The sequence below is a fragment of the Streptomyces sp. NPDC033845 genome, assembly GCF_055576225.1.
Genome location: NZ_JBVIRI010000011.1, coordinates 134,750 through 159,236, shown reverse-complemented (window position 1 = coordinate 159,236; position 24,487 = coordinate 134,750). Strand labels below are relative to the sequence as shown.

Annotated in this window: 24 protein-coding genes; 14 read left to right on the top strand and 10 right to left on the bottom strand. The window is 74.6% G+C overall.

The window, feature by feature from the left end:
- Positions 1-256: 256 nt before the first annotated feature.
- Together ACZ50K_RS23815 and ACZ50K_RS23810 are read right to left on the bottom strand one after the other, a co-directional pair.
- Positions 257-1,375: an NUDIX domain-containing protein gene (locus ACZ50K_RS23815; RefSeq protein WP_468906397.1), complete on the bottom strand. Its 1,119-nt coding sequence runs from the start codon at positions 1,373-1,375 to the stop codon at positions 257-259.
- Positions 1,376-1,442: 67 nt separating this feature from the next.
- Positions 1,443-2,387, bottom strand: a complete 945-nt coding sequence (locus ACZ50K_RS23810; protein ID WP_468906394.1) for a dihydrodipicolinate synthase family protein — start codon at positions 2,385-2,387, stop codon at positions 1,443-1,445.
- A gap of 70 nt (positions 2,388-2,457) precedes the next feature.
- On the opposite strand from ACZ50K_RS23810, the gene ACZ50K_RS23805 reads away from it, so the two are divergent.
- The 3 genes from ACZ50K_RS23805 to ACZ50K_RS23795 all read left to right on the top strand — a co-directional run bounded on the left by ACZ50K_RS23805 (position 2,458) and on the right by ACZ50K_RS23795 (position 6,015).
- Complete coding sequence (locus tag ACZ50K_RS23805; protein WP_468906391.1) at positions 2,458-3,450, top strand: LysR family transcriptional regulator; 993 nt, start codon at positions 2,458-2,460, stop codon at positions 3,448-3,450.
- A 68-nt stretch (positions 3,451-3,518) separates the two neighbouring features.
- A complete protein-coding gene (locus ACZ50K_RS23800) occupies positions 3,519-4,604 on the top strand; it encodes an S-(hydroxymethyl)mycothiol dehydrogenase (RefSeq protein ID WP_468906666.1) in 1,086 nt (361 codons plus the stop codon).
- 82 nt (positions 4,605-4,686) lie between these two features.
- Positions 4,687-6,015, top strand: a complete 1,329-nt coding sequence (locus ACZ50K_RS23795) for an alpha/beta fold hydrolase (protein WP_468906389.1) — start codon at positions 4,687-4,689, stop codon at positions 6,013-6,015.
- 24 nt (positions 6,016-6,039) lie between these two features.
- Here ACZ50K_RS23795 and ACZ50K_RS23790 read toward each other — a convergent pair whose 3' ends face one another.
- Complete coding sequence (locus tag ACZ50K_RS23790; protein ID WP_468906386.1) at positions 6,040-6,843, bottom strand: MBL fold metallo-hydrolase; 804 nt, start codon at positions 6,841-6,843, stop codon at positions 6,040-6,042.
- A 37-nt stretch (positions 6,844-6,880) separates the two neighbouring features.
- Here ACZ50K_RS23790 and ACZ50K_RS23785 point away from each other — a divergent pair, with 37 nt between their 5' ends.
- Positions 6,881-7,663, top strand: a complete 783-nt coding sequence (locus ACZ50K_RS23785; protein ID WP_468906383.1) for a PIG-L deacetylase family protein — start codon at positions 6,881-6,883, stop codon at positions 7,661-7,663.
- Between the two features lie 72 nt (positions 7,664-7,735).
- Positions 7,736-8,569, top strand: coding sequence for an enoyl-CoA hydratase/isomerase family protein (locus ACZ50K_RS23780; RefSeq protein ID WP_468906380.1), 834 nt, complete (start codon positions 7,736-7,738; stop codon positions 8,567-8,569).
- A 31-nt stretch (positions 8,570-8,600) separates the two neighbouring features.
- Here the strand turns inward: ACZ50K_RS23780 and ACZ50K_RS23775 are convergent, their stop codons facing one another.
- Together ACZ50K_RS23775 and ACZ50K_RS23770 are read right to left on the bottom strand one after the other, a co-directional pair.
- On the bottom strand, positions 8,601-9,548 hold the full coding sequence (locus ACZ50K_RS23775; protein WP_468906377.1) for an SDR family oxidoreductase: 948 nt from the start codon (positions 9,546-9,548) through the stop codon (positions 8,601-8,603).
- A gap of 92 nt (positions 9,549-9,640) precedes the next feature.
- Positions 9,641-10,789, bottom strand: a complete 1,149-nt coding sequence (locus ACZ50K_RS23770; RefSeq protein ID WP_468906374.1) for a hypothetical protein — start codon at positions 10,787-10,789, stop codon at positions 9,641-9,643.
- A gap of 199 nt (positions 10,790-10,988) precedes the next feature.
- On the opposite strand from ACZ50K_RS23770, the gene ACZ50K_RS23765 reads away from it, so the two are divergent.
- From ACZ50K_RS23765 to ACZ50K_RS23740, 6 genes are read left to right on the top strand one after another with little or no spacing between them, the layout of a single operon-like run.
- The gene (locus ACZ50K_RS23765; RefSeq protein WP_468906371.1) at positions 10,989-11,960 is read left to right on the top strand and encodes an NADPH:quinone oxidoreductase family protein; all 972 of its coding nucleotides are present in this window, start codon (positions 10,989-10,991) and stop codon (positions 11,958-11,960) included.
- Positions 11,957-13,153: an acyl-CoA dehydrogenase family protein gene (locus ACZ50K_RS23760; RefSeq protein ID WP_468906368.1), complete on the top strand. Its 1,197-nt coding sequence runs from the start codon at positions 11,957-11,959 to the stop codon at positions 13,151-13,153. Before ACZ50K_RS23765 ends, ACZ50K_RS23760 begins: the two co-directional genes overlap by 4 nt.
- Positions 13,150-14,340 (top strand): acyl-CoA dehydrogenase family protein, encoded by a 1,191-nt coding sequence (locus ACZ50K_RS23755; protein WP_468906366.1) that lies wholly within the window; start codon positions 13,150-13,152, stop codon positions 14,338-14,340. The genes ACZ50K_RS23760 and ACZ50K_RS23755 overlap by 4 nt, the downstream gene beginning before the upstream one ends.
- Positions 14,341-14,344: 4 nt before the next feature.
- On the top strand, positions 14,345-14,896 hold the full coding sequence (locus tag ACZ50K_RS23750; RefSeq protein WP_468906363.1) for a GNAT family N-acetyltransferase: 552 nt from the start codon (positions 14,345-14,347) through the stop codon (positions 14,894-14,896).
- A gap of 6 nt (positions 14,897-14,902) precedes the next feature.
- Positions 14,903-15,289, top strand: a complete 387-nt coding sequence (locus ACZ50K_RS23745) for a tyrosinase family oxidase copper chaperone (protein ID WP_468906361.1) — start codon at positions 14,903-14,905, stop codon at positions 15,287-15,289.
- A gap of 15 nt (positions 15,290-15,304) precedes the next feature.
- Positions 15,305-16,171 carry a tyrosinase family protein gene (locus ACZ50K_RS23740; RefSeq protein WP_468906358.1) on the top strand — a complete coding sequence of 289 codons (867 nt, stop codon included), beginning with the start codon at positions 15,305-15,307 and terminating at the stop codon, positions 16,169-16,171.
- Between the two features lie 83 nt (positions 16,172-16,254).
- On the opposite strand, the gene ACZ50K_RS23735 is transcribed toward ACZ50K_RS23740, so the two are convergent.
- Both ACZ50K_RS23735 and ACZ50K_RS23730 read right to left on the bottom strand, forming a co-directional pair.
- On the bottom strand, positions 16,255-16,536 hold the full coding sequence (locus ACZ50K_RS23735; protein WP_468906355.1) for a chaplin: 282 nt from the start codon (positions 16,534-16,536) through the stop codon (positions 16,255-16,257).
- Positions 16,537-16,655: 119 nt separating this feature from the next.
- A complete protein-coding gene (locus ACZ50K_RS23730; RefSeq protein ID WP_468906352.1) occupies positions 16,656-16,973 on the bottom strand; it encodes a hypothetical protein in 318 nt (105 codons plus the stop codon).
- Positions 16,974-17,155: 182 nt separating this feature from the next.
- On the opposite strand from ACZ50K_RS23730, the gene ACZ50K_RS23725 reads away from it, so the two are divergent.
- Positions 17,156-18,655 carry a carboxylesterase/lipase family protein gene (locus ACZ50K_RS23725; protein ID WP_468906350.1) on the top strand — a complete coding sequence of 500 codons (1,500 nt, stop codon included), beginning with the start codon at positions 17,156-17,158 and terminating at the stop codon, positions 18,653-18,655.
- Here the strand turns inward: ACZ50K_RS23725 and ACZ50K_RS23720 are convergent.
- The 3 genes from ACZ50K_RS23720 to ACZ50K_RS23710 all read right to left on the bottom strand — a co-directional run bounded on the left by ACZ50K_RS23720 (position 18,633) and on the right by ACZ50K_RS23710 (position 21,928).
- Positions 18,633-19,739: an alpha/beta hydrolase gene (locus tag ACZ50K_RS23720; RefSeq protein ID WP_468906347.1), complete on the bottom strand. Its 1,107-nt coding sequence runs from the start codon at positions 19,737-19,739 to the stop codon at positions 18,633-18,635. The two genes, ACZ50K_RS23725 and ACZ50K_RS23720, sit on opposite strands and share 23 nt — an antisense overlap.
- 136 nt (positions 19,740-19,875) lie before the next feature.
- The gene (locus ACZ50K_RS23715) at positions 19,876-20,565 is read right to left on the bottom strand and encodes a GNAT family N-acetyltransferase (RefSeq protein WP_468906344.1); all 690 of its coding nucleotides are present in this window, start codon (positions 20,563-20,565) and stop codon (positions 19,876-19,878) included.
- A gap of 634 nt (positions 20,566-21,199) precedes the next feature.
- Complete coding sequence (locus ACZ50K_RS23710) at positions 21,200-21,928, bottom strand: GntR family transcriptional regulator (RefSeq protein WP_468906342.1); 729 nt, start codon at positions 21,926-21,928, stop codon at positions 21,200-21,202.
- A gap of 185 nt (positions 21,929-22,113) precedes the next feature.
- Here ACZ50K_RS23710 and ACZ50K_RS23705 point away from each other — a divergent pair, with 185 nt between their 5' ends.
- Together ACZ50K_RS23705 and ACZ50K_RS23700 are read left to right on the top strand one after the other, a co-directional pair.
- The gene (locus ACZ50K_RS23705; RefSeq protein WP_468906339.1) at positions 22,114-23,379 is read left to right on the top strand and encodes a PTS transporter subunit EIIC; all 1,266 of its coding nucleotides are present in this window, start codon (positions 22,114-22,116) and stop codon (positions 23,377-23,379) included.
- Between the two features lie 29 nt (positions 23,380-23,408).
- Entirely contained in the window at positions 23,409-24,464 is a 1,056-nt protein-coding gene (locus tag ACZ50K_RS23700) for an SIS domain-containing protein (RefSeq protein ID WP_468906336.1), read from the top strand.
- Positions 24,465-24,487: the final 23 nt, after the last annotated feature.

Genomic DNA, 24,487 nt, shown 5'->3' with positions numbered 1-24,487 from the left:
GTAACAAGTGATGCATTTCGCAGTATGACCGGTCTCACTGATCAATTTACAGAACATATTCAATGCCCCGGAACAGGTGAAAACGGACATGGAATTTCCGGTTCTCCGAATTCCGTTCCGCATCCACCCGGTGCATCAATGAATTTGCTGCCGCAGGAATGTCAAATCGGCTGTCCCACAAGCCGGTTGGCGACCGGATTCCGGGCGGGAAACGTTCGGGACCCGCCGGGCCCGGCCCGGCAAGTCCCGCCCCCCGTCAGCCGCCCTGACGCCCCGGCAGCCCCTCCGCCCCCCGCCAGGGGCGCCCGGCATGCAGTTCCAGTGGCCCGGAGCCGGTCCGCAGGGCCGTCAGACAGGCCTCGATCCGGCGCCGGAGCTTGGGCCGGACCAGCTCCCGCAGCTCCGCCGGGTCCGCCAGCCGCCAGTCCCGCAGCTCCGCCGGCGGCAGCCGGATCATCCCGAGCTCGGCCTCGGACAGCACCCCGCCGTCGAAGGCGAACGCCACCCGCGCCGGATAGGGGGCCCGGCTGGCCCAGTTCACCGCCAGCAGCCGGCCGGGCTCCCGCTCCAGCCCCAGTTCCTCCCGCACCTCCCGCCGGGCCCCGTCGCGCGGGCTCTCCCCGAGATCGCTGTCCACCCCGCCGCCCGGCAGCTGCCAGCGCCCGGCCGCCCCGTACGCGGGCTGTACCAGCAGCAGCCGCCCCGAGCCGTCCGTGAACAGCATGTGCGCGGCGGTGAACGCCTTGGGGCGGCTGGCCCGCCGCCCCGCCGCGTCCAGGGCGTTCTCGTGCTCCAGCTCGGCCCGCCGCCCCGGCTCCAGACCGGCCGGCGAACCCGGCTGCGGCACCCCGTCGACCAGATGGGCGAAGGACCCGGCGTACAGCGCGGCCAGCCCGGCCCGCAGCCGCGGCGCCACCCGGGCCGGCAGCAGCTCGCAAGCCTCCTCCGGGGTGTGCCAGTGCGCCTCCGCCGCCTCCCCCTCCACATACGACAGGGCCGCGCACTGCTCCGCCGACAGCGGCCCCACCAGATGCACGTGCACCACCAGCGAGCGCCCCGGCCCGGCCGCACCGCCCGGCCCCCGGGAGTCCACCGCCAGCAGCCGCCCCACCGGCATGTCCAGCCCCAGCTCCTCCTTCAGCTCCCGAGCCAGCCCCTCCTCCGGGGTCTCGGTGTCCTCCACCGCGCCCCCCGGCAGCTCCGGGCACGACTGGTACGAGGGCGTCAGCAGCAGCACCCGCCCGGCCCCGTCGAGCACGATCCCGGTGGCCGCCACCAGCGGCGACGGCCGGGCCGCGGCGGATGCCCGGAACCGGTCCGGAGCCGGCCGGGACACAGGGCCCGGCGGGGGAGGCGGGGGTACGGCGGCGTGCACGGGCAGCTCCTGGTGCGGTCCGGGGCGGTACCGGTCCGATGCCGGTGCCACCCGTCCTGACACGGTCTCAGGAGGAGGCGGCGGGCACGGAACACGGCGCGCCAGGCAGCCCGGAGCGCTCCAGCCGTTCGAGCTCCCCGAGCAGCCGGTCCACCGAGGCCGCCGAGGCGGGCAGCAGCGGCAGCCGCACCCCCGGGGAGGGAATCCGCCCCCGCGCGTGCAGCACCCCCTTCAGCGCCACCGGATTGGGCTCGGTGAACACCGCGGCGGACAGGCGCGCCAGCGCGTGCCCCAGGTCCCGGGCCCGCCCCGCCTCACCGGCCTCCCAGGCCGCGGCCAGTGCCGTGAACCGCTCGGTCGCGAGATGTGCCGAGGCCACGATCCCGCCCGCCGCCCCCATCGCCAACAGCGGGGACAGACAGACGTCGTCACCCGCCAGGACCGCGAAACCGTCCGGCAGGTCCCCGAGCAGCGCCACCGTCTCCTGGTCGATCCCGCCGGCCGCGTACTTGATCCCGGCCACCCCCGGCAGCGCCCCCAGGGCCCGCAGGGTGTCCGCGTCCAGCGGCAGCCCGGTGCGGTAGGGGACGTGATAGACGATCAGCGGCACCGCGCTGGCCTCCGCCAGCCGCCGGAAGTGTGCCAGCACCCCGGCCGGCGAGGGGCGGAGGAACGGGGGGACGGTCACCAGCGCCGCCCGCACCTCCGGCCGCCCGCCCAGCCGCGCCAGCTCCGCCGCGCCCGCCCGGATGTCACCGCCGCCCGCCCCCACGGTCAGCCAGGCACCGCGCTCCCGGCACACCCGGGCGCACACCTCCGTGACCAGCTCGCGCTCGGCCGCGTCGAGGGATCCGGCCTCCGCCGTGGTGCCCAGCGCGACCAGTCCGGCGGCCCCGCCGTCCAGCGCCTCGTGCGCCAGCCGCTCCAGCGCGTCGGCGGCGACCGCCCCGGCCCGGTCGAAGGGGGTGACGAGCGGTACGTGAATGCCCCTCGGGGCGGTGTCCTGTGCCATGGAACGAGCGTGTCCGACCATGAGCATCGAATCCAGTTCACATTCCTTACGGAAACCGTAAGCTGGTCCGATGCTCGATGTCCGGCGCCTGCGCCTGCTGCGTGAACTCGCCCACCGGGGCACCATCGCGGCCGTCGCCGAGGCCCTCTCCTTCAGTCCTTCGGCCGTCTCCCAGCAACTGGGCGTACTGGAACGGGAGGCCGGGCTGCCGCTGCTGGAGCGGACCGGCCGCGGGGTCCGGCTCACCGCGGCCGCCGAACGCCTCGTCGAGCACGCCGACCACGTCCTGGAACGGCTGGAAAGGGCCGACGCGGAGCTGGCCGAGGCCCGCGGCGGTCCTGCCGGGGTGCTGCGGATCGGCACCTTCCCCACCGCCACCCGGGCCCTGCTGCCGGCCGCCCTGACCGCCCTGGCCGAGCGCCATCCCCGTCTGGAGCCGATGGTCGGCGAGATCGACCCGGCGGCCGTCGCGGACGCCCTGCGGGCCGGCGACCTGGACGTGGCCCTGGTCCAGGTCTACGACCTGGTGCCCGCCCCGAGGGAGCCGGGCCTGACCGTCGAGCCGCTGTACGCCGAGTCCATGTACCTGGCCCAGCCGCCGGACGAGGCCCCGGACGAGGGCCCGGGCGAGGGCCCGGGCGAGGGCCCGGGCGAGGGCCCGGCAGCCGGCCCGGGCCCCGCCCGGCCGGTGCCGGACGGCGAGGTGCTGCGCCGGGCCGCCCACTCCCCGTGGATCACCGCCACCCCGGGCACCCTCTGCGAGGCGATGACCGTACGGGCCTGCCAGACGGCCGGTTTCACCCCCCGGGTCCGCCACCGGATCGACGACTTCGCCACCGTGCTCGCGCTGGTCGCGGCCGGCCAGGGGGCGGCCCTGGTGCCCCAGCTGGGCATCCCCCGGACCCCGGACCCGGGCTTCGCCGGGGCCGTCCGGCTGACCCGGCTGCGCCTGAAGCGGCGTACCGGGATCGCCTTCCGGGGCGGGGCCGCCGGCCACCCCGGAGTGGCCGCTTTCGGTGCCGCCCTGCGCGGGGCCGTACCGCCCGAACTCCCGCCGGAGTAACGTTCGACGGTCCGGTGAGACCGAGCCGGCGACGATCGAGCAGAGCGGGGAAAGACGTGGGGAACGACGTGACGCACCGGGTCCGGGGAGTCATCGCACGGAGCAAGGGCGCACCGGTGGAGACCACCACCATCCTGGTGCCGGACCCGGGCCCGGGCGAAGCCCTGGTCCAGGTCAAGGCCTGCGGGGTCTGTCACACCGATCTGCACTACCGGCAGGGCGGGATCAACGACGAGTTCCCGTTCCTGCTCGGCCACGAGGCCGCCGGGATCGTCGAGTCGGTCGGCCCGGACGTGACCTCCGTTGCCCCCGGCGACTTCGTCGTCCTCAACTGGCGTGCGGTGTGCGGCAGCTGCCGGGCCTGTCGGCGCGGCCGCCCCTGGTACTGCTTCGCCACCCACAACGCCGGCCAGCCGATGACCCTGGAGGACGGCACCCCGCTGTCCCCCGCCCTGGGCATCGGGGCCTTCGCCGAGAAGACCCTGGTGGCGGCCGGCCAGTGCACCAAGGTGGACCCGGCGGCCTCCCCGGCCGCCGCCGGCCTGCTGGGCTGCGGGGTGATGGCGGGCCTCGGCGCGGCCATCAACACCGGCAACGTCGGCCGCGGCGACTCGGTCGCCGTCATCGGCTGCGGGGGAGTGGGCAACGCGGCCGTGGCCGGGGCCAGGCTGGCCGGCGCCTCCAAGATCATCGCGGTGGACCTGGACGACCGGAAACTCGACTGGGCCAAGGGACTCGGTGCCACCCACACCGTCAACGCCCGCTCCGGTGACGTGGTCGAGGCCATCCGCTCCCTCACCGACGGGAACGGCGCGGACGTGGTCATCGAGGCCGTAGGCCGCCCCGAGACCTACGAACAGGCCTTCTACGCCCGCGACCTGGCCGGCACCGTGGTCCTGGTCGGGGTCCCCACCCCCGACATGCGCCTGGAACTGCCCCTGCTGGACGTCTTCGGCCGCGGCGGCGCGCTGAAGTCCAGCTGGTACGGCGACTGCCTGCCGGAACGCGACTTCCCGCTCCTCGTCGACCTCTACCTCCAGGGGCGCCTGGACCTGGACGCCTTCGTCTCGGAACGGATCCCGCTCGACGGGGTCGAGGAGGCCTTCGCCCGGATGGAGCGGGGCGAGGTCCTCCGCTCGGTCGTGGAGTTCTGACCCGGGGGGTGTCCGGCGGAACCCCGCCGGACACCCCATAGACTCGGCGTACCGCCCGTTCCGCCGCACCCCTGGACCACCCGTGACCAGCAGCCACCGCACCGGATCCACCACCACCCGCCAGCCCGGCGTGGTCCTCAGGGACCACCACTTCGAGGTGCCCCTCGACCACGACCGCCCCGAGGGCGGCGACCGGATCGAGCTGTACGCCCGCGAGGTGGTCGCCGCCGGCCAGGACCCCGAGACCCTGCCCTGGCTGGTCTATCTGGAAGGCGGCCCCGGCTGCGGCGCCCGCCGCTTCACCGGCCGGCAGGCCTGGCTGGACCGCGCCCTGAGCGACTACCGGGTGCTGCTCCTCGACCAGCGCGGCACCGGCCGCTCCACCCCGGCCAACCGGCAGACCCTGCCGCTCCGGGGCACCCCCGAACAGCAGGCCGAGTACCTGGCCCACTTCCGCGCCGACTCCATCGTCCGGGACTGCGAGGAGATCCGCCGTCTGCTCACCGGCGGCGCCCCCTGGACCGTCCTCGGCCAGAGCTTCGGCGGCTTCTGCACCACCCACTACCTCTCCACCGCCCCCGAGGGCCTGGCGGCGGCCCTGATCACCGGCGGACTGCCGGGCCTCGACGTCACCGCCGACGAGGTGTACGCCGCCGCCTACCCGCGCATCGAACGCAAGAACCTGGCCCACTACGCCCGCTACCCCATGGACGTGGAACGGGCCCGCCGGATCGCGGCCCACCTCGCGGAGCACCCCGTCACCCTGCCCGGCGGCCACCGGCTCACCGTGGAGGCCTTCCAGTCGCTGGGCCTGCTCCTCGGCTCCGGCGACGGCAGCCACCAGCTCCACTACCTGCTGGAGAACGCCTTCGTCGGCACACCGGCCGGCCCGGCCCTCGCCGACGCCTTCCTGGAGGGCGTCCGCGCCCAGCTGTCCTTCGCCGGCCAGCCCCTCTACGCGCTGCTGCACGAGGCCATCTACGCCCAGGACCCGGCCGCCCCCACCGGCTGGGCCGCCGAACGGGTCCGCGCCGCGCACCCCCGGTTCGACGCCGCCGCCGCACTCGCCGGGGACGCCCCGCTCCTCTTCACCGGCGAGACCATCCACCCCTGGCACTTCACCACCGACCCGGCCCTGGAACCGCTCCGCGAGACCGCCGAGATCCTCGCCGCCCGCACCGGCTGGACCCCGCTCTACGACCGGGCCCGGCTGGCCGCCAACGAGGTGCCGGTGGCCGCCGCCGTCTACCACGACGACATGTACGTGGACACCGCGCACTCCCTGGACACGGCCCGCGCCGTCCGCGGCCTGCGCACCTGGGTCACCGACGAGTTCGAGCACGACGGCCTCCGGGCCGGCGGCACCCGCGTCCTGGACCGCCTGCTGACCCTGGTCCGCGACGAGGCGTAACCGGACGAGGCGCAACCGGCCGGCTCACAACGGTTCGACGAAGGGCCGGGTCAGATGGGCCGTGGCGAGCACCGCCCCGCGCCGGGCGGCCAGTTCCAGCAGCGCCTCGCGAGAGCTCCGGGCCGTCACCGGATCACGCTCGTGCGCGTACGCCACGGACGGATCCGCCAACTGCACGGCGTGCACCAGCGCATCACCGGTGAGCACCACCTCGCGCTCGCCGGGCCCGGTCACCAGCACCGACTGGTGGCCGGGGGTGTGCCCGGGCGTGGGCAGCAGGGTGATCCCGTCGGCCCGGCTGCCGAGCCGCCGCCGGCCCGTCACCTCCTGGAGCCGCCCGGCCGCCCGCAGCGGGACGACCACCTGGTCCCACACCGGGTCGGTACGGCTCAGCGCCTCGGTCTCGGCGCGCTGGACCACGTACCGGGCCTCCGGGAACATCGGCACCCCCGGCGCGGCCAGCGACCAGCCCACATGGTCCTCGTGCAGATGCGTCAGCACCACCGCCGCCACCTCGCCCGGCGCGATCCCGGCCTCCGCGAGGGCCTCCGGAAGCCGGCCCGGCACCGGGCACCAGTCCGCGCCCGGTGCGTCGGCCGGGCCCACCCCGGCGTCCACCAGCACCCAGCGCCCGTCCCGCCGCGGCACCGCGAAACAGCGGAAGTCCAGCCGCCAGGACCCGTCCGGCCCGACCGCCCCCGGGTCGATGGCGGCGGCCCGCGCCCAGGCCGTCGGCCCGGCCCCGGGGAAGGCCTCGGCGGCGCTCTCGAAGAAGGTCCCGGTGGCGTCGAGGAGCGGCACGACCCGCCCCCGTCCCTGTGCTTCCATCGGTCCACCCTGGCACAGGTGACCTATTCTGCGGATCATGACCGAGCACAAGGACGAACCGCTGGACCGCCGGGACGGGCCGGAGCAGTTGGCCCCGATGCCCACCGACTGGAGCCGGGCGCTCGCCGTGGTGGCGCACCCGGACGACCTCGAATACGGCTGTGCCGCCGCCATCGCGGACTGGACGGACGGCGGCCGCGAGGTGGTCTATCTGCTGGCCACCCGCGGCGAGGCGGGCATCGACACCATCGCCCCCGCCGAATGCGCCCCGCTCCGGGAGGCCGAGCAGCGGGCCAGTGCCGCCGTGGTCGGGGTGTCCGAGGTCGAGTTCCTGGAGCACCGCGACGGGACCATCGAGTACGGGCTGGAGCTGCGCCGGGACATCGCCGCGGCGATCCGCCGGCACCGCCCCGAACTGGTGGTCACCCTCAACCACCGGGACGTCTGGGGTCCCGGCCCGGGCGGCTACTGGAACACCCCCGACCACCGTGCGGTCGGCCGGGCCACCCTGGACGCCGCGGCCGACGCCGGCAACCGCTGGATCTTCCCGGAGCTCCTCTCCGAGCAGGGCCTGGAGCCCTGGAACGGGGTCCGCTGGGTGGCCGTCGCCGGATCCAGCACCCCCACCCACGCGGCGGACGCCGGACCCGGGCTGGAGCGGTCGGTGAAGTCCCTGATGGAGCACCGGGCCTATATCGAGGTGCTCACCAGCGAGGACCCGGAGAACTACTGCCGGACCTTCCTGACCGGCAACGCGCAGCAGGCCGCCGCCCGCTTCGGGGGCCGCCCGGCGGTCCCGTTCGAGGTATTCCCCCGCTGAGGACTCCCGCCTACCCTCTCCTTCTGACGTAGTGTCAGTTATTTCAGAAGCCTTCGAGGGGAGGCGGACCGGGTGATCGACACGCTGTCCGGGGAGATCGCCGAGGGCGAGGAGCGCATCCGTCTCGACATCGCGGACGGGATCGCGTTCCTCACCCTCTGCCGCCCCGAGAAACTCAACGGCTGGAGCTGGGAGTCCACCCGCCAGCTGGGTCTGCTCGCCGACCGGATCCGGTTCGACGACACCGTGCGCGCGGTCCTGCTGCGCGCGGAGGGCCGGGCCTTCTGCGCGGGGATCGACGTCACCGCCCCCGGCGGGGCCATCACCGGGGACACCCCGGCCGCCCGCACCCGCAACTACTACGAGGGCATCCGCTGGGTCCACGAGCGGTTCGCGGTCCTCGCCCGCCTCCCGCAGCCGGTGATCGCCGCCGTCCAGGGCCACTGCCTGGGCTTCGGATTCGAACTTGCCCTGATGGCCGACATCCGGGTGGCTGCCGAGGACGCCTCCTTCGCCCTGCCGGAGGCCCGGCTCGGTGTCGCGGTCGACGCCGGCGGGGACCTGCGGATCGCCCGCGAGGCGGGGGCGGGCTGGGCCAAACTGCTGGCCCTGACCGGCCGCCGGATCGATGCCGCCACCGCCGCGCGCCTGAATCTGGTCCAGCTGGTCGTCCCGCCGCCCGAACTCGCCGCGACCGCCGAGGCGCTGGCCGCCGAGATCGCCGCCAACGCCCCGCTGGCCGTCCAGGGCATCAAACGCTCGGTGGACGCCTATGCCGACGCGGCCCTGCCCGCCGCCCTGGAGCGGGTGGCCATGACCGCCGCCCACACCCTGACCTCCGAGGACTGCCGCGAGGGGTACGCGGCGCAGGCCGCCCGCCGGCCCCCGGAGTTCACCGGCGGCTGACCCCCACTGCCCGGGGCCGCGGGCATCCCGGTCAGCCTCCGGTGAACGGGCCCCGGCCGAGCTGCTCGCGGACCGGGACCACCTCCGGGTTCACCAGCGAACGCCGCTGCCAGTTCGCCCCGTCCACCACCAGGGTGTGGCCGCTGATGAACCGGCCGTAGGGCGAGGCCAGGAAGGTGGCGGCCCAGCCCAGTTCGCGGGGCCGGCCCACCCGCATGGCGGGCTGCCGGGCGTCCCGCCCCCCGGCCGCCGCCCGTTCCAGACCGTCCCGGATGTCGGCGGTCATGTCCTGGTGCGGCACCAGCCCCGGCACCAGCCCGTTGACCTGGATCCCGTACGGCCCCCACTCCACCGCCAGCGTCTCCACCAGGTTCTTCACCCCGGCCTTCGCCGCGGCACTGTGCGCGAACCCGGGCCCGCCGGTCCAGGCGTACGAGGCGCCCACGTTCACCACCGAACCGGGAGTGCCCGCCGCGAGGTGGCGGCGCCCGAACTCCCGGGTCATGAACCAGGTGCCGGTCAGGGTGATGTCCACGACCGCCCGCCAGGCATTGGGGGAGAGGTCCTCCGCCGGGCTGGGGAAGTTCGCGGCCGCGTTGTTCACCAGGACGTCCGGCAGACCGCCGGCGGAACCGGACGCGGCGGAGGCGGCCGCCCCCGCCGCGTCGAACACCGCCGCCACCCGCTCCGGGTCCCGGATGTCGCAGACCGCCGCGCTCACCCGGCCCGCCCCCGGCACCGCCGCCAGCTCCTCCCGGGCCGCCTCCAGCTGCTCGGCCCGCCGCCCGGCGATCAGCAGGTCCGCGCCCAGCCGGGCGAACTCCGCCGCGATGGCCCGGCCCAGCCCGGTGCCCCCGCCGGTCACCAGCACCAGCCGCCCCGCATAGGTCCCGGCCGGCAGGGCGGCCGCCCCGTACGGCGGCGGTTCGGCCAGCCCGGGCAGCCCGCCGGTCCCGGGAGTGCGCTCCACATCGGTCATGCACCACCGATACCGCGAGCCCCCGAAAACCACCAGGGCCGCAGCGCCCCTGGAACGGCCGCGCCCCCGGACCGGCCGCGGCGGGGGACGGCCTACGGCAGCTGGGCCTGCCGGCCGGCACAGGTCCAGATCACCGCACGGGTCCGGCCCGCGGCGTCCACCGCGCGCCCGCCCACCCGGTCGTCATCGGCGACCGCCAGGGCCTCCGAGGCCTTGCCCGCGGCCAGCCGGGGCAGCGCGAGGACCGGGCCGCCGCCCGGCCACAGTGCGGCCTGGTCGCGCGGCTGCGCGGAGTCGTCGGGGTGGAACCGGGCCGTACCGACCGCCACCCCGCCGTTCGGGCTGATCCCCTCCAGGGCCAGGTAGGGGTGGGAGCCCAGGCGGCCGGGGGAGGAGCCGGGGCTCCCGGGGGTGCCCGGCCACACCCAGGCGGTCCATTCGTAGCCCGGCCCGTACCAGTCGCTGCCGACCGCCGTGCCGTCGTCCGCGATGCCCGCCACCCAGCTGTAGTTGTAGCCCTGACCTGCCTGCGGCAGCACCCGGGCCGGCCCGCCGTCCCCCGGCCACAGCACCGGATGGGAGTACTCCACCCGCCCGCCGGTGTCCGGTTCCGCCCGGTTGACGGTGGCGACCACATCGCCGCGCGCGTTGATGCCGCCGACCTCGGCGACGTACGCGTCCGGGCCGACCTCCCCCGGGACCGGCAGGGTCCGCACCAGCGCGCCGTCCCGGTAGACCCGGACCGAGTCGCCCCCGTACCTCCCGACCACCAGCAGGCCGGAGGCGTTGTACTCCAGGCCGAGCGAGCCGTGCTCGCCGCCCGGCAGCGGGGTCACCGCGGCGGCCCCCGCCCGGTAGGTGAAGGCCACCCGGGTGTGGTCGGACCAGCGGGTGTAGTAGCCCGCCATCAGCCCGTCCGGGCCCGCGCCCAGGAGCGTGCCGGTGTCCCGGGAGTCGCGCAGCGGCACCCGGTGCACGGTGGTGCCCGTCCAGTAGACCGGCTTGCCCCGCGAGGAGCCGACCGACAGGGTGCCGCGCCCCAGGGCCGTGACCCCTTCCCTGGGCCAGGCCGCCTCGGCGCCCGGCAGCGCGCCCAGGGCGCTCAGGTTCGGTTTGCACGGGGCCGCCGCGGCCCCCACCGGGGCCCCCGACGCGGCGGCGGGCCCGGCCGCCGAGACCAGCCCGGCGAGCACGAGGACGGCCCCGGCCAGCGCGGTGCTCCGTTTCGTTCGCTTTCCCATATGCGTTCCCCCCTGGATTGCATGTGTGGGGCCATGCTGCCCCGAAGGCCGCATACGGGACACCGGAATCCCGCGTACCACCGCGGACCGTCCGATTCCTGCCCCGGACGGTCCGATTCCCGGCCCTGGCCCGATGGCGAAGCGACCGCTTAGTATGCCGTGCGGAGCGTGATCCCTCGACGGCGGCTGGAGGCCCCGGATGCAGGCATGGCGAGTACACACCCACGGCGAACCCCGCGAGGTCATGCGGCTCGAAGAGGTCCCCGAGCCCGAGCCCCGCGAGGGCGAGGTGAGACTGCGGGTCCGTGCCGCCAACATGAACTTCCCGGACGCCCTGCTCTGCCGCGGCCAGTACCAGATCCGCCCGCCGCTGCCCTTCACCCCCGGGGTCGAGGTCTGCGGGGAGACCGAGGACGGCCGCCGGGTCATCGCCAACCCCAGCCTGCCGCACGGCGGGTTCGCCGAGTACGTCACCGCCCCGGAGGCCGGGCTGCTGCCCGCCCCCGACACCCTGGACGACGCCGAGGCCGCCGCCCTCCACATCGGCTACCAGACCGGCTGGTTCGGGCTGCACCGCCGGGCCCGGCTCCAGGCCGGCGAGACCCTCCTGGTGCACGCCGCGGCCGGCGGGGTCGGCAGCGCCGCCGTCCAGCTCGGCAAGGCCGCCGGAGCCACCGTCATCGGGGTGGTCGGCGGCAAGGACAAGGTCCGCACCGCCGAGCAGCTCGGCTGCGACCTGGTCCTCGACCGCACCACCGAGGACCTGCCCGCCCGGGTCAAGGAGTTCACCGGGGGCCGCGGGGCCGACGTGGTCTACGACTCGGTGGGCGGCGGCGCCTACACGGCCTCCGCCAAGTCGGTGGCCTTCGAGGGCCGCATCGTGCTCGTCGGCTTCGCCAGCGGCACCGTGCCCGCGCCGGCCCTCAACCACGCGCTGATCAAGAACTACTCCGTCCTCGGCCTGCACTGGGGCCTCTACGCGGCCCGGGAGCCCGCGGCCGTCCTCGCCTGCCACGCCGAACTCACCCGGCTCGCCGCCGAAGGGGCCATCCGCCCCCTGGTCAGCGAACGCGTCCCGCTCGCCGGGGCCGCCGACGCCCTCCAGCGCCTCGCCGACGGCACCACCACCGGCCGACTGGTCGTGCTGCCCGGCGAAGGAACCGCCCGATGAGCCCCACCGCGGCCGAACTGGCCGCCCGGACCCAGGAGTTCCTGGCCGCCCACCCGCCCGCCGACACCGACCGGGACAGCTTCCTCAAGGCCCGGTTCGACGCCGGACTGGCCTGGGTCCACTTCCCCGAAGGCCTCGGCGGCCTGGCCGCCCCCCGCACCCTGCAAGCCGTGGTCGACGCCGGACTCGAAGCCGCCGGCGCCCCCGACAACGACCCCCGCAGGATCGGCATCGGCCTCGGCATGGCCGCCCCCACCCTCCTCGCCTACGGCACCGAGGAGCAGAAACGCCGCTTCCTCCGCCCCCTGTGGACCGGCGAGGAGGTCTGGTGCCAGCTCTTCAGCGAACCGGGCGCCGGCTCCGACCTCGCCGCCCTCGGCACCCGCGCCGTCCGCGAGAGCGGGGCACCGGACGCCGACTGGATCGTCGACGGCCAGAAGGTGTGGACCTCCAGCGCGCACACCGCCCGCTGGGCCATCCTGATCGCCCGCACCGATCCGGCCCTGCCCAAACACCAGGGCATCACCTACTTCCTCTGCGATATGACCGACCCCGGCGTGGAGGTCCGGCCGCTGCGCCAGATCACCGGCGAGGCCGAGTTCAACGAGGTCTTCCTCACCGGCGTCCGGATCCCCGACGCCCACCGCCTCGGCGCCGTCGGCCAGGGCTGGGAGGTCGCCCGCACCACCCTGATGAACGAACGCGTCTCCATCGGCGGGATGCGGCTGCCCCGCGAGGGCGGCATGATCGGCCCGGTCTCCGCCCTCTGGCGGGACCGCCCCGAACTCCGCGACCACGCCCTCCACGAACGCCTCCTCGCCCTCTGGGTGGAGTCCGAGGTCGCCCGCCTCACCGCCGAACGCCTCCGCCAGCAGCTCGCCGCCGGCCGGCCCGGACCCGAGGGCTCCGGCATGAAACTCACCTTCGCCCGCCTCAACCAGGAGATCAGCGGACTCGAAGTGGAACTCCTCGACGAGGAGGGCCTGCTCTACGGGGACTGGACGATGACCCGCCCCGAGACCGTGGACTTCACCGGCCGCGACGCCGGCTACCGCTATCTGCGGGCCAAGGGCAACTCCATCGAGGGAGGCACCAGCGAGGTCCTCCTCAACATCGTCGCCGAACGCGTCCTCGGCCTGCCCGCCGAACCCCGCGACGACAAGGACCTCCCCTGGAAGGACCTCACCCGATGACCACCCCCGCCGCCGCGCCGACCGCCGCCACCGCCACCGCGACCGCCACCGCGACCGCGACCGCCGTCACGCCCGCCGGCCCCCTCGACCTCGGCTACACCGACACCGAGGAGGAACTCCGCGCCGCCGTAAGGTCCCTGCTCGCCGCCCGCGCCACCCCGGCCGCCGTCCTGGCCCGCCTGGAGACCCCGTACCCCTACGACCCCGACCTCTGGCACACCCTCGCGGGCGGTATCGGCGCCACCGGACTCCTGATCCCGGAGAAACTCGGCGGCCAGGGCGCGAGCCATCGCGAGGCCGCCGTGGTCCTGGAGGAACTCGGCCGCGCCGCCACCCCCGCCCCCTATCTGACCAGCGCGGTCCTGGCCACCGAGATCCTCCTCGGCTGCGCCCCGGAATCCCCGGCCGCCACCGCCCTGCTCTCCGCGCTCGCCGAAGGCGGCACCGTCTGCGTGCCCGCCCTCCCGCTGACCCAGGCCCCCGGCAGACCGCTGCCCGCCGCCGGTCCGGTCTCCGCCGTCGCCGACGCGGTCGCCGCCGACACCTTCCTGGTGTTCACCGCCGACGGCCTGCACGCCGTCCCGGCCGCCGAGGTCACCCTCACCCCGCTCAGCTCCCTCGACCTCACCCGCCCGCTCGCCCGGATCACCCCCGGGGGAGGCGCCGGCACCCTGCTGGCCGGCCCGGAGACCGCCGGTACGGCCGCCGCCCGCGGGCTGCTCTCGGCCGCCGGACTGCTCGCCTCCGAACAGCTGGGACTCGCCGACTGGTGCCTCACCGAGACCGTCGCCCATCTGCGCGCGCGCCACCAGTTCAACCGCCCGCTCGGCTCCTTCCAGGCCCTCAAGCACCGGCTCGCCCGCCTCTGGCTCGACGTGTCCTCGGCCCGGGCCGCCGCCCGCGCCGCCGCCGACGCCCTCGCCACCGGGGCCCCCGACACCGCCCTGCTGGTCTCCGTGGCCCAGGCCTACTGCTCCGGGGTCGCCGTCCGCGCCGCCGAGGAGTGCGTACAGCTCCACGGCGGCCTCGGCATGACCTGGGAACACCCGGCCCACCTCTACCTCAAGCGGGCCAAGGCCGACTCCCTGGCCCTCGGCACCACCACCCACCACCACACCCTGCTCGGCACCCTCACCGGTCTCCCCGCACCCGCCCCGACGGTCCCCGTCACGGACTCCCTACGCTGACCGCATGACCACCGCCACCCTGACCCGACTGGACCCGGCCGGGCTGCGCGCCCACCGGGAGGAACTCGCCGACCTGCTCCTCGCCGTGATCGACGGCGGAGCCTCCCTCGGCTTCCTCGCCGACCTCGACCGGGCCGGCGCCGCCGCCTGGTGGGACACCCTGCTGCCGGCCCTGGAAAGCGGCGAACTGGCCCTCTGGACCTCCCGGTCCGAGGGCCGGATCGACGGCACCGTCAGCTGGTACCGCGAGTCCAAGCCCAACGGCCGGCACCGCGCCGAGCTCCGCAAACTCATGGTCCACCCGGCCGCCCGCGGCCGAGGAACCGCCCGACTGCTGCTCGCCGAAGCCGAACGGGCCGCCGCCCGCGCCGGGATCGTCCTCCTCTTCCTCGACACCGAGACCGGCAGCGGCGCCGAGCACGTCTACCGCGCCGCCGGCTGGACCGAGGCCGGCACCATCCCCGACTACGCCACCGACCCCGCCGGAAACCTCCGCCCCACCACCCTCTTCTACAAGCACCCCAAGGAGGTGACCTCGCCCCCCGCCCCGCGTTAGACCGGTATGAACGCGACCAGGATCCTGCCAAGGAACGTGCTCCCCACCCGCCGGACCGTGCTGCGTACGGCGTTCACCGCGGCCGTCCTCACCGGGACGGCCGCCGCCCTCGCCCCCCTGGTCCGGGCCCGCCGGCCACGCCCCGCCACCGCCCCGGACGCCCGCCGGGTCCCGGTCCTCGAAGAGACCTACCGGGGCCGGCACATCGCCGTGGAACAGGCGGCCGTCCGCATCGACGGCCGCCCCCTGCACGTGATGCGGCGCGCCGACGGCAGCTACCTCAGCGGCATCAACCACTTCCAGTCCTTCGCCACGCCCCTGGAACTCGCGCGCGCGGCCGTGGACGAACTCGGCACCGCACACCTGGCGGCAGCCGGGTCCCACCACGTCTGAGCGGAGGAGTCCCGCGTGTACGTCCGGCAGAACCAGAAGAACCTGACCTCCGCCCAGAAGAAGAGGTTCACCAGCGCCGTCGTCGAACTCAAACGGAACGGCACCTACGACGAGTTCGTCCGGATCCACGACCGCTGGTTCGTGCCGGACCGGGCGAGCCGGCTCCGGGTCGGGCACATGTCCCCGTCCTTCTTCCCCTGGCACCGCCGCTACCTGCTCGACTTCGAGGCCAAGCTCCGCGAGATCGACCCCGGCCTGACCATCCCCTACTGGGACTGGACCACCGACCGCAGCCCCGCCTCCTCCCTGTGGGCCGAGGACTTCATGGGCGGCACCGGCCGGGAGTCCGACCGTCAGGTCACCACCGGCCCGTTCGCCTACGAGCGCGGCAACTGGCCGATCACCGTGGGCATCACCGAGGCCCGGTTCCTCACCCGCAACCTCGGCCGACCGGCCAACCCGATCTCGCTGCCCACCCCCGCCGAACTCCAGTGGGCCCTCGACGACCCGGTCTACGACACCGACCCGTGGGACTCCACCGCCTCGGCCGGCGGCTTCCGCAACAAGCTGGAGGGCTGGGCCGCCCCGAAGACCGAACGCTGGCGCAACCACAACAAGGTGCACCAGTGGATCGGCGGCCACATGACCGGCGGCACCGCCCCCAACGACCCGGTCTTCTGGCTCCACCACGCCTTCGTCGACCTGATCTGGGACCGCTGGCAGCGCGCCCACCCCGGCTCCGGCTACCTCCCCGACCGCCCCCTCCAGCGCTACGACCTCCAGTACGGCCGGGTCCTCGCCCTCGATGAACCGATGCCGCCCTGGAACATCCCGCCCCGGGAGCTCCTCGGCCACCAGGACCTCTACCGCTACGAGACCTGAACGGCACAGGACGAGAGCGGGAGCGCAGGGACAAGGGAGGGGCCCCCACCGGTGACGGCGGGGGCCCCTCGGAACTGCCCGGCTCAGTGGCCGTAGCCACCGGTGGTGTGGTGGTCGCCGCCACCCGAGGCGTTCACGCAGGTGTTGCCGAACGCCGGGTTCAGCAGACCGATCACGCTCACCGAGTTGCCGCAGACGTTGACCGGCACGTGGACCGGAACCTGGAGGACGTTGCCCGACAGGACACCGGGGGAGCCGGCCGCCGCACCGTGCGCTCCGGCGTCGGCGGCGGCCACACCCGCACCGGCGGCCAGAACGGAACCGGCGGCAGCGGTGATGGCAGCTGCCTTGGCGATACGCGACATCGAGATCTCCTTGTGGGATATGGGGCTGCCGCAGGGACTACGGCATTTGACATGGCATACAACGCACCGGCCGCCCAAGGGTCACGGCCGGTGCGCCCACCCGGTGAAACCCGGCGCCGCTACCCGGTGAAACGCAGCGAGTCGAAGAAGGCGGCGACCGGGGCACTGGAGCCCGCCCGGACCACCGCCACCGGGTTCCCCCGGCAGCCCGGCTCCCGGTACAGCAGCGCGTCCCGCCCGGTCCGGTTCACCACCGCCCGGCTCCCGCCGCCCTCCGCCGGCACGCAGCCGGGCCGGTCCGGGATCGAGTGGACGGCGTCGTCCCGGCCCATGTACTGGAGGTCGGGGGCGGGCGCGGCCGCCCCGGCGGTGCCGGCCCCGGCCGCCGAGACGACCAGCAGCAGGAGGGGCGGGACGAGGGAACGCGGCAGGTGCATGAGGGCCTCCGGGGATCGCGGATCAGGGGGTCTGCCCGGCACAACCGCCCGGGGCCCGCCCCGGGTCACGCCGGGCCCCGCCGGATCACCCGCAGGGGCGGGCCCGGCGGACACCGCGCACAATGGGCACGCACGGGAGTACGGCGGAAGGGAACGGCATGGAACGGGTGGACGGATCGCTGGTGAGGGTCGGTACCCGGTACGGCACGGTCGCCGGCCGGATCGAGCCGGAACCCCGGACCGGGCACCCGGTCGCGGTGTTCCGCGGCATCCCCTACGCCGCACCCCCGACCGGCCCGCTGCGGTTCGCCGCGCCCCGCCCGCCCGAGCCCTGGGACGGGGTCCGGGAGGCCCTCGCCTTCGGTCCGACGGCCCCGAAGTCGCCCCACGCCGAGCCGTTCGCCTCGCTGCTGCCCGACCCCGACGTGCCCGGCGAGGACTGCCTCAACCTGAACGTGTGGACCCCCGACCCGGGCGGCACCGCCCGGCTGCCGGTGCTGGTCTGGATCCACGGCGGCTCGCTCACCCGCGGATCGGCCGCCTGCCCGGTCTACGACGGGGCGGCCTTCGCCCGCGACGGGGTGGTCCTGGTCTCCCTCAACTACCGGCTCGGGGTGCTCGGCTACGGGCTGTTCCCCGACGCCCCCGCGAACCGCGGCCTGCTGGACCAGATCGCCGCCCTGGAATGGGTGCGGGACAACATCGGCGCCTTCGGCGGGGACCCGGACCGGGTCACCGTCTGCGGGGAGTCGGCCGGGGCGATCAGCGTGGGCGCCCTGCTGGCCGCGCCCCGAGCCGCCGGGCTGTTCGCGCGGGCGGTGCTGCAGAGCGGCGCCCCCGAGGTGCTGCCCCGGGACGGGGTGCGGACCGTGGTCCGCCGGATGGCGGCCCGGCTGAAGGTCCCGGCCACCGCCCGCGCGTTCGCCGGGGTGGACACCGCCGCCCTGCTCGCCGCCCAGAACGCGGCGCTCACCCGGACCTCCGGGCCGCTGCTCGGCGGCCCCTCCTTCGGGCTGGTCACCGACCCCGGCACCCTGCCCGAGGACCCCCTGGAGGCGCTCACCCGGGACGGGGCCGGCCGGGTCCCGCTGCTCCTGGGCTGGACCACCGAGGAGTACCGGCTCTGGCTGGCCCCGACCGGGCTGCTGCGGGTCCTGGACCGGCTGGGCCCGCTGGCCCCCGCGCTGGCCAGGCTCCGCACCGGCAAGGACCAGGCCGCCGTACGGGCCGCCCGCGCGGCCCAGCCCGGGTCGAGCCCCGGGGAACTGCTCGGCCGGCTGGTCACCGACCGGCTGCTGTGCGACCCGCTGCGCCGGCTGGCCGCTCCCCCCGCCCCCGGCGCGGCCCGGCCCGCCCCGGCCTTCCTCTACGAGTTCGGCTGGCGGTCCGGGGTGCCCGGCATGGGCTCCTGCCACGCCCTGGAGCTGGGTTTCGTCTTCGACACCCTGGGGGTTCCGGAGACGGCCTGGCTGGCCGGCCGGGACACCCCGCAGGAGCTCGCCGACCGGATGCACTCCGCCTGGGTGGCCTTCGCCCGCACCGGGGACCCGGGCTGGCCGGCCTGGGACGGGTCGGCGGCACCGCACGCCTTCGGCTCCGAGGGGCCCGTACCGGCGGCCGGGTCCGCGCGGACGGGCGCGGGGGCCGGTACGGCGGTGGTCAGCTCACCGGCCCGGCCATGACCTTGCTGATGTACTCGATCGCCTGCTGTCCCATGGCCGGCACATAGGTCTTGGCGTTGTGCCTGCCGCCCGGGATCACGTTCAGATCGGTGTGGACCGGGCCCTTGCCGTAGGTGGCGATGAACCGCCGGACGTTGGGCAGGGTGAGCTTGCTGCTCTCCGCGGTGCCGACCTGGAAGGCCAGGTAGACGTCCGGGCCCTTGCGCCGGATCAGGTCCGCGGCGAGGAGCTCGGGGTTGTTCGCCGCCTTCTCCTTGTCGTGGCCCTTCCAGAGCAGGGAGTCGGGCACGATGTCCGGACCGGAGGCGATCACCGCCTTGAACTTGTCGGGGTGCTTCAGCACCGCCTTCAGCCCGGCGAAACCCCCGGTGGAGGAGCCCATGAAGGCCCAGCCGTCCCGCGACTTCACGGTGCGGAAGTTGGCCTTCATCAGGTCCGGGACGTCCTCGGTCAGCCAGGTGCCCATCCTGGGCTGCCCGGGGATGTCCGAGCCGTCCCAGTAGCGGCCGCCGTCGTCGGGGGCCGGGTTGAGGACCGGCATGGCCAGCAGGAAGGGCTTCCCCTTCCCCTCCTCGTACCAGCGGGTGATGCTCTCCTGGAGGTGGAGGTCGCTGCCCATCCAGTAGTTGCTGGGGAACCCGGGCCCGCCGGGCAGGGCGATCATCACCGGGAAGCCGCTGTCGGCGTACTCCGGTTCGAAGTACGCCTTGGGGGCCCACACCCACACCTTGCCCCTGAACCCGGACTTCCGGCCGTCCAGTTCGGTGACGGCCACATGGGTGCCGTCCGGCAGGGTGTTGGTGTTCTTGAACTCGGCCCGCGGACCGGTGGGCATCAGCGCCTTGGACCCGGGGGCCGGCTTGAGGGCGGCCCCGGAGCGGCCGCCCGGCCGGTCGAAGGAGACCGGATCGCCCTTGTCCGTGAACGGCGGTATCTCGTAGTGCGCCATCACGGCGGCGGTGCCCAGACCGAGCGCCGCCACCGAGGCCACGGCGATGACCAGGCGGCGGAGGCGGCGGCGCGGGCGACGGCGGGAGCGGCCCCCGGGCTGCCCGCCCGGGGACTGCTCGTACGGATATGACATTGCGGTGAACTCCGGACCTCTTGGTACGTATGGTGCTTCCCGATCGACGTGGAGGATGCCGATCGGGGCGCGGAGGTTCCGGACTTTTCGTTTTCTTGAGCTTGTCCCCGGGCGGCGGCGGCCGCCCGCAGGACCGTTACGCCGGGACCAGCGTCTTCCGGCGGCGTCTGCGGGCCGGGGCCCGGGCGGCCAGCCGCAGCTCGATGACCGCCCGCACGGCCGGCCACTCCTCGTCGAGGACCGAGTAGAAGGCCGTGCTGCGCACCGCCCCGTCCAGTCCCCTCGAATGGGCCCGGCGGACCCCTTCGGAGGTGAACCCGAGGCGTTCCATGGCCGCCTGGGAGCGGGTGTTGCGGGCGTCCGCGCGCAGCGAGATGCGGCGGACGCCCCAGGTTTCGAAGGCATGGCGGAGCATCAGCAGCTTGGCCTCGGTGTTGATCCCGGTGCCCTGCGCGCTGGGCGACAGCCAGGTGTTGCCGATCTCGGCGGCATCGGGGACCGCCGTCACCGGATCCCCGTAGGGGACGCCGGGGACGGCGGGCCACACCAGCGGACCCTGCCAGTAGTCGAGGTCCAGGAACCTGGTCGATCCGACCACGCGCCCGTCCTTGGCTCTGACCACGGCGAACGGCAGCGAGCGCCCCGCCGCCTGATCGGCGAGGGCACGGTGGATGTACTCGTGGGACGCCTGCACACCATGGGGTACGGGAGTGAAGGCGTAAGTCGTACGATCCTCGGCCCCGGCCACGGCCAAGGCCTCGGTGTGGTGGGGGGCGAGGGGCTCTAGCCGCACGGTGCGGCCGGCGAGGAGTACGGGTACGGGCACGGCGCCGGTCCTTCTAGGCGGGTGGGTGGTTGCACAGTGTGCGCTCTGACAGCGGTCCACGGGCAAAACGAGAATGAAAGGGAACGGGCGGTCAGGTGAACGCGAGTGGCTCAATGTAGCTCGTTACCGTGATCACATGAACCCCCTTGGGGCGAACGGCGCGACACTGTTTTTCGACGGGGCGGTTCCGGTCGGCGGACCGCCCGTACTGATGGTTCACGGACACCCGTTCCACCGCACCCCGTGGCACCCCCAGACGGCCGCACCGGCCGCCGCCGGCCGTCCGTTCATCGGCTCTGACCTGCGTGGACGGTGAGCGAGCGGTGTCATACCGGGCGTGACCCCGCCGGCCCGTCCCGGCGGTGGCCCGACCGCCCCGCGGCACCGGCCGGAGCTCGTCCGGGACGCTGCCACGCGGCGTGTCCGGGGGCGCCCGGAGCAGGCTGGAGGGGCCCTCGCGGAGGCCGCTCGGGAGGGGGTGCGGGGGGCGCGAGCGGAGGCTCTCGGACACCTCTGCGGGGCCGGAAGCGGAGGACGGCCGGGCCGGGCGCGGGGGAGGGGTCCGGGCAGGGGTCCGGCGGGCGGTCCGGGGGCCGGTCAGATGTGCGGGTGACCGGTTCACCCGGGCGGCCGGTCAGCCGGTGCCGAGGGTGGTCCGCAGTCGGTAGCGGTCCCCGCTGTACTCCACGGTGGACAGCAGCAGAGGCCGCCGGTCGCGGGTGTAGACCGTCTGGTCGAGGACCAGTACCGGTGCCCCCTCGGAGATGCCCAGCCGGTCGGCGAGGGTCCGGTCGGCGGTCCGGGCCTCGATGGTGGTCTCGGCGTGCTCGGGTGCCACGCCCCAGCGCCCCAGTTCCTCGAAGAGGGAGGCCGAGCCGAAGTCGGTGGCGGCGAGGTCGGGGGCGAGTTCGGCGATCAGCAGGGTCCGGTCGACGGCGATACGGACCTCGTTGAGGAGCCGGACCCGCTCCAGGCGGATCAGCGGGGTGCCGGCGGGCACGCCGAGCCGCTCGGCGTCGTCGAGCGAGGCGGTGGTCCGGTCGTGCCGGAGCACCAGTGAGCCGGGCCGCATGTGCTTGCGCCGGGCGGTGGCGGTGAAGGACTCCAGGTCCCCCGGCCATTCCCGGGCCGGTGCCGGGGCCTGCGGGGCGGCGACGAACCAGCCGCGGCCGTGCGAGGAGGTGACCAGCCCCTGCTCCACCAGATGGGCCAGGGCCCGGCGCAGGGTGACCCGGGAGACCTCCAGCCGGGCGCACAGCTCGCGCTCGGCCGGCAGCTTGGCCCCGGCGGAGAGCCCGCGCCGGGCGATCTCCTCGCGGATCCGGTCGGCTGCCTGGGACCAGAGGGGGTCTGCTTCGGTCATGGGCCGACGATACCAGTGGCTACCAGTGACCACGGGGCCGCAGGCCTTACGGCCCTGTGGACGGCAGGACCTCCGAGCTGATTCGGCCCGAATCGGCAAGACCACAGCAGACCACTGTTGACCAGTAGGAAACCAGTAAGTACGTTCGGAGGCGTTCCCACCCCCGCTCGATGAGGAGTAGCGCGATGAGTACGGCCACCGTCCCGGCCGCCGGGAAGAAGCGGCCCGCCCGCGTCATGCCGGTCCTGCAGCGCATCGGCCGGAGCCTGATGCTCCCGGTGGCCGTGTTGCCCGCCGCCGCCCTGATGATCCGCCTGGGCAAGGACGACCTCCTCGGCAGCGCCGGCCTCCCCGAGCTGGTCCGGAAGCTCGGCATGGTCCTCGCCGCCGCCGGCGACAGCATCATCGGCAACCTCCCGCTGCTCTTCGCGGTCGGCGTCGCCATCGGCTTCGCCAAGAAGGCCGACGGCTCCACCGCCCTCGCCGCGGTGGTCGGCTACCTGGTCTTCAAGTCCGTGCTCGCCAGCCCCGCCTTCCCCAAGGGGGTCGACGGCGAACCACTGGACGCCAAGGTGCTCGGCGGCATCGTGATGGGCCTGGTCGCCGCCCTCCTCTACCAGCGGTTCAGCCGCACCAAGCTCCCCGACTGGCTCGGTTTCTTCGGCGGCCGGCGCCTGGTGCCCATCCTCAGCGCCTTCGCCGGCGCCGGGGTCGGCGTGGTCTTCGGCGTGGTCTGGCCGACCGTCGGATCCTGGTTCTTCCACTTTGGCGAATGGCTGGTCGGCACCGGCGCCTGGGGCGCGGGCCTGTTCGGCGTGGTCGTCCGCGGCCTGATCCCGATCGGCATGCACCACTTCTTCTCGTTCTTCCCCTGGTTCGAGGCCGGCACCTTCGTCAACCCGGCCACCGGCACCGAGGTGCACGGGGACATCGCCCGCTTCCTGGCCGGCGACCCCACCGCGGGCCAGTTCATGACCGGCGGCTTCCCGATCTACATGTTCGCCCTTCCGGCCGCCGCCATGGCCATCGCGCACACCGCCCGCCCCGAGAACCGCACCATGGTCCGCGGCATGATGATCTCGGTCGCGCTCACCTCCTTCGTCACCGGGGTGACCGAGCCCATCGAGTTCGCCTTCATGTTCGTCGCCCCCCTGCTCTACGCCGTCCACGCCCTGCTCTTCGGCGTCTCGATGGCCCTCTGCTACGCCCTCGGCATCCGCGACGGCTTCGGTTTCTCCTCCGGCGCCATCGACTACGTGGTGAACTTCGGCATCGCCACCAAGCCGCTGCTCCTCATACCGATCGGCCTGGCCTTCGCCGCGATCTACTACGTGCTCTTCCGGTTCGCCATCCTCCGCTTCGACCTCCAGACCCCCGGCCGTGAGCGCGACCCCGAACCCGGGACCGCGCCCGGCGACACCGCATCCGACACCCGCACCCCCTCGGCCTGACCCGCCCCGACCACCCCCCAGGAGTCCCCATGTCCCGCATCACCTTCCTCCAGGGCCAGGCCGACCAGGGCGCCGCCCTCGTCCGGATCGCCGACCGGGTCCGCGCCCAGCTCGCCGCCCCCTCCACGGCCGCGCTGCGCACCGCCCGCCGCCCCCTGTTCACCGGCATCGGAGCCTCGTACGCCGCCCTCGCCGTCCCGGTGCGGCAGCTGCGCGCCGCCGGGGTCGTCACCCAGCGGGTGCGCGCCGACGAACTGGAGGAGGGCACCGCCGGGTTCGACACCGACTGCCTGATCGCCGTCTCCCAGGGCGGCCGCAGCTCGGAGACCCTCGCCGCCTTCCGCAACGCCCCGGCCGGGATCACCCGGACCGCCCTGGTCAACGTGGTGCCCTCGCCGCTGGCCGGGATCGCCGACCTGACCGTGGACCTCGGCGCCGAACCCGACTCGTACGCCTCGACCATCGGCTACACCGGTACGGTGCTCGCCCTCGACCTGATCGCCGGGGTTCTCGCCGGACGCCCGGACTCCGAGGACCCCTGGCGGCGGATCGCCGAGCAGACCACAGCAGTCCACTCGCAGGCCACCGAGGTGGTCGCCGGGCTGCGGGCCCGCGGGGCCCGCTGCGTCGCCGCCGACGCGGTGGCCGGGGCCCCCTCCCTCGCTTCCGCCGAGGAGGGCGCCCTGCTGCTCCGCGAGGTGGTCCGGATGACCGCGGCCGCCGCGGTGACCCGCAACTACCTGCACGGGGAGATGGAGTCCGCCGGGAACACCCTGCACCTGGTGTTCGGCGACGGCCGCGAGATCGGTCTGGCCCACACCCTGGCCGCGGCCGGGCACCTCACCCTGCTGATCACCACGGTGGACGCGGACGTGGCGGAGAACCTCTTCGTGGTCCGGCTGCCGGAGGTCCCGGACGCGGTCCGGGTGGTGCTGGAGACCGTGGTGCTCCAGGAGCTGGTGGCCCAGCTCAGCGCCGAACGGGAGGTCCCCATCGAGTCCTTCGTCTTCGCCAACGACGACACGAAGGAGGGCGGACTGGACCTGGCCGACTTCGAGATCGCCGCCACCGTCGGGGCCCCCTGACCGAGGCCCCCGGGCGCCGGGTC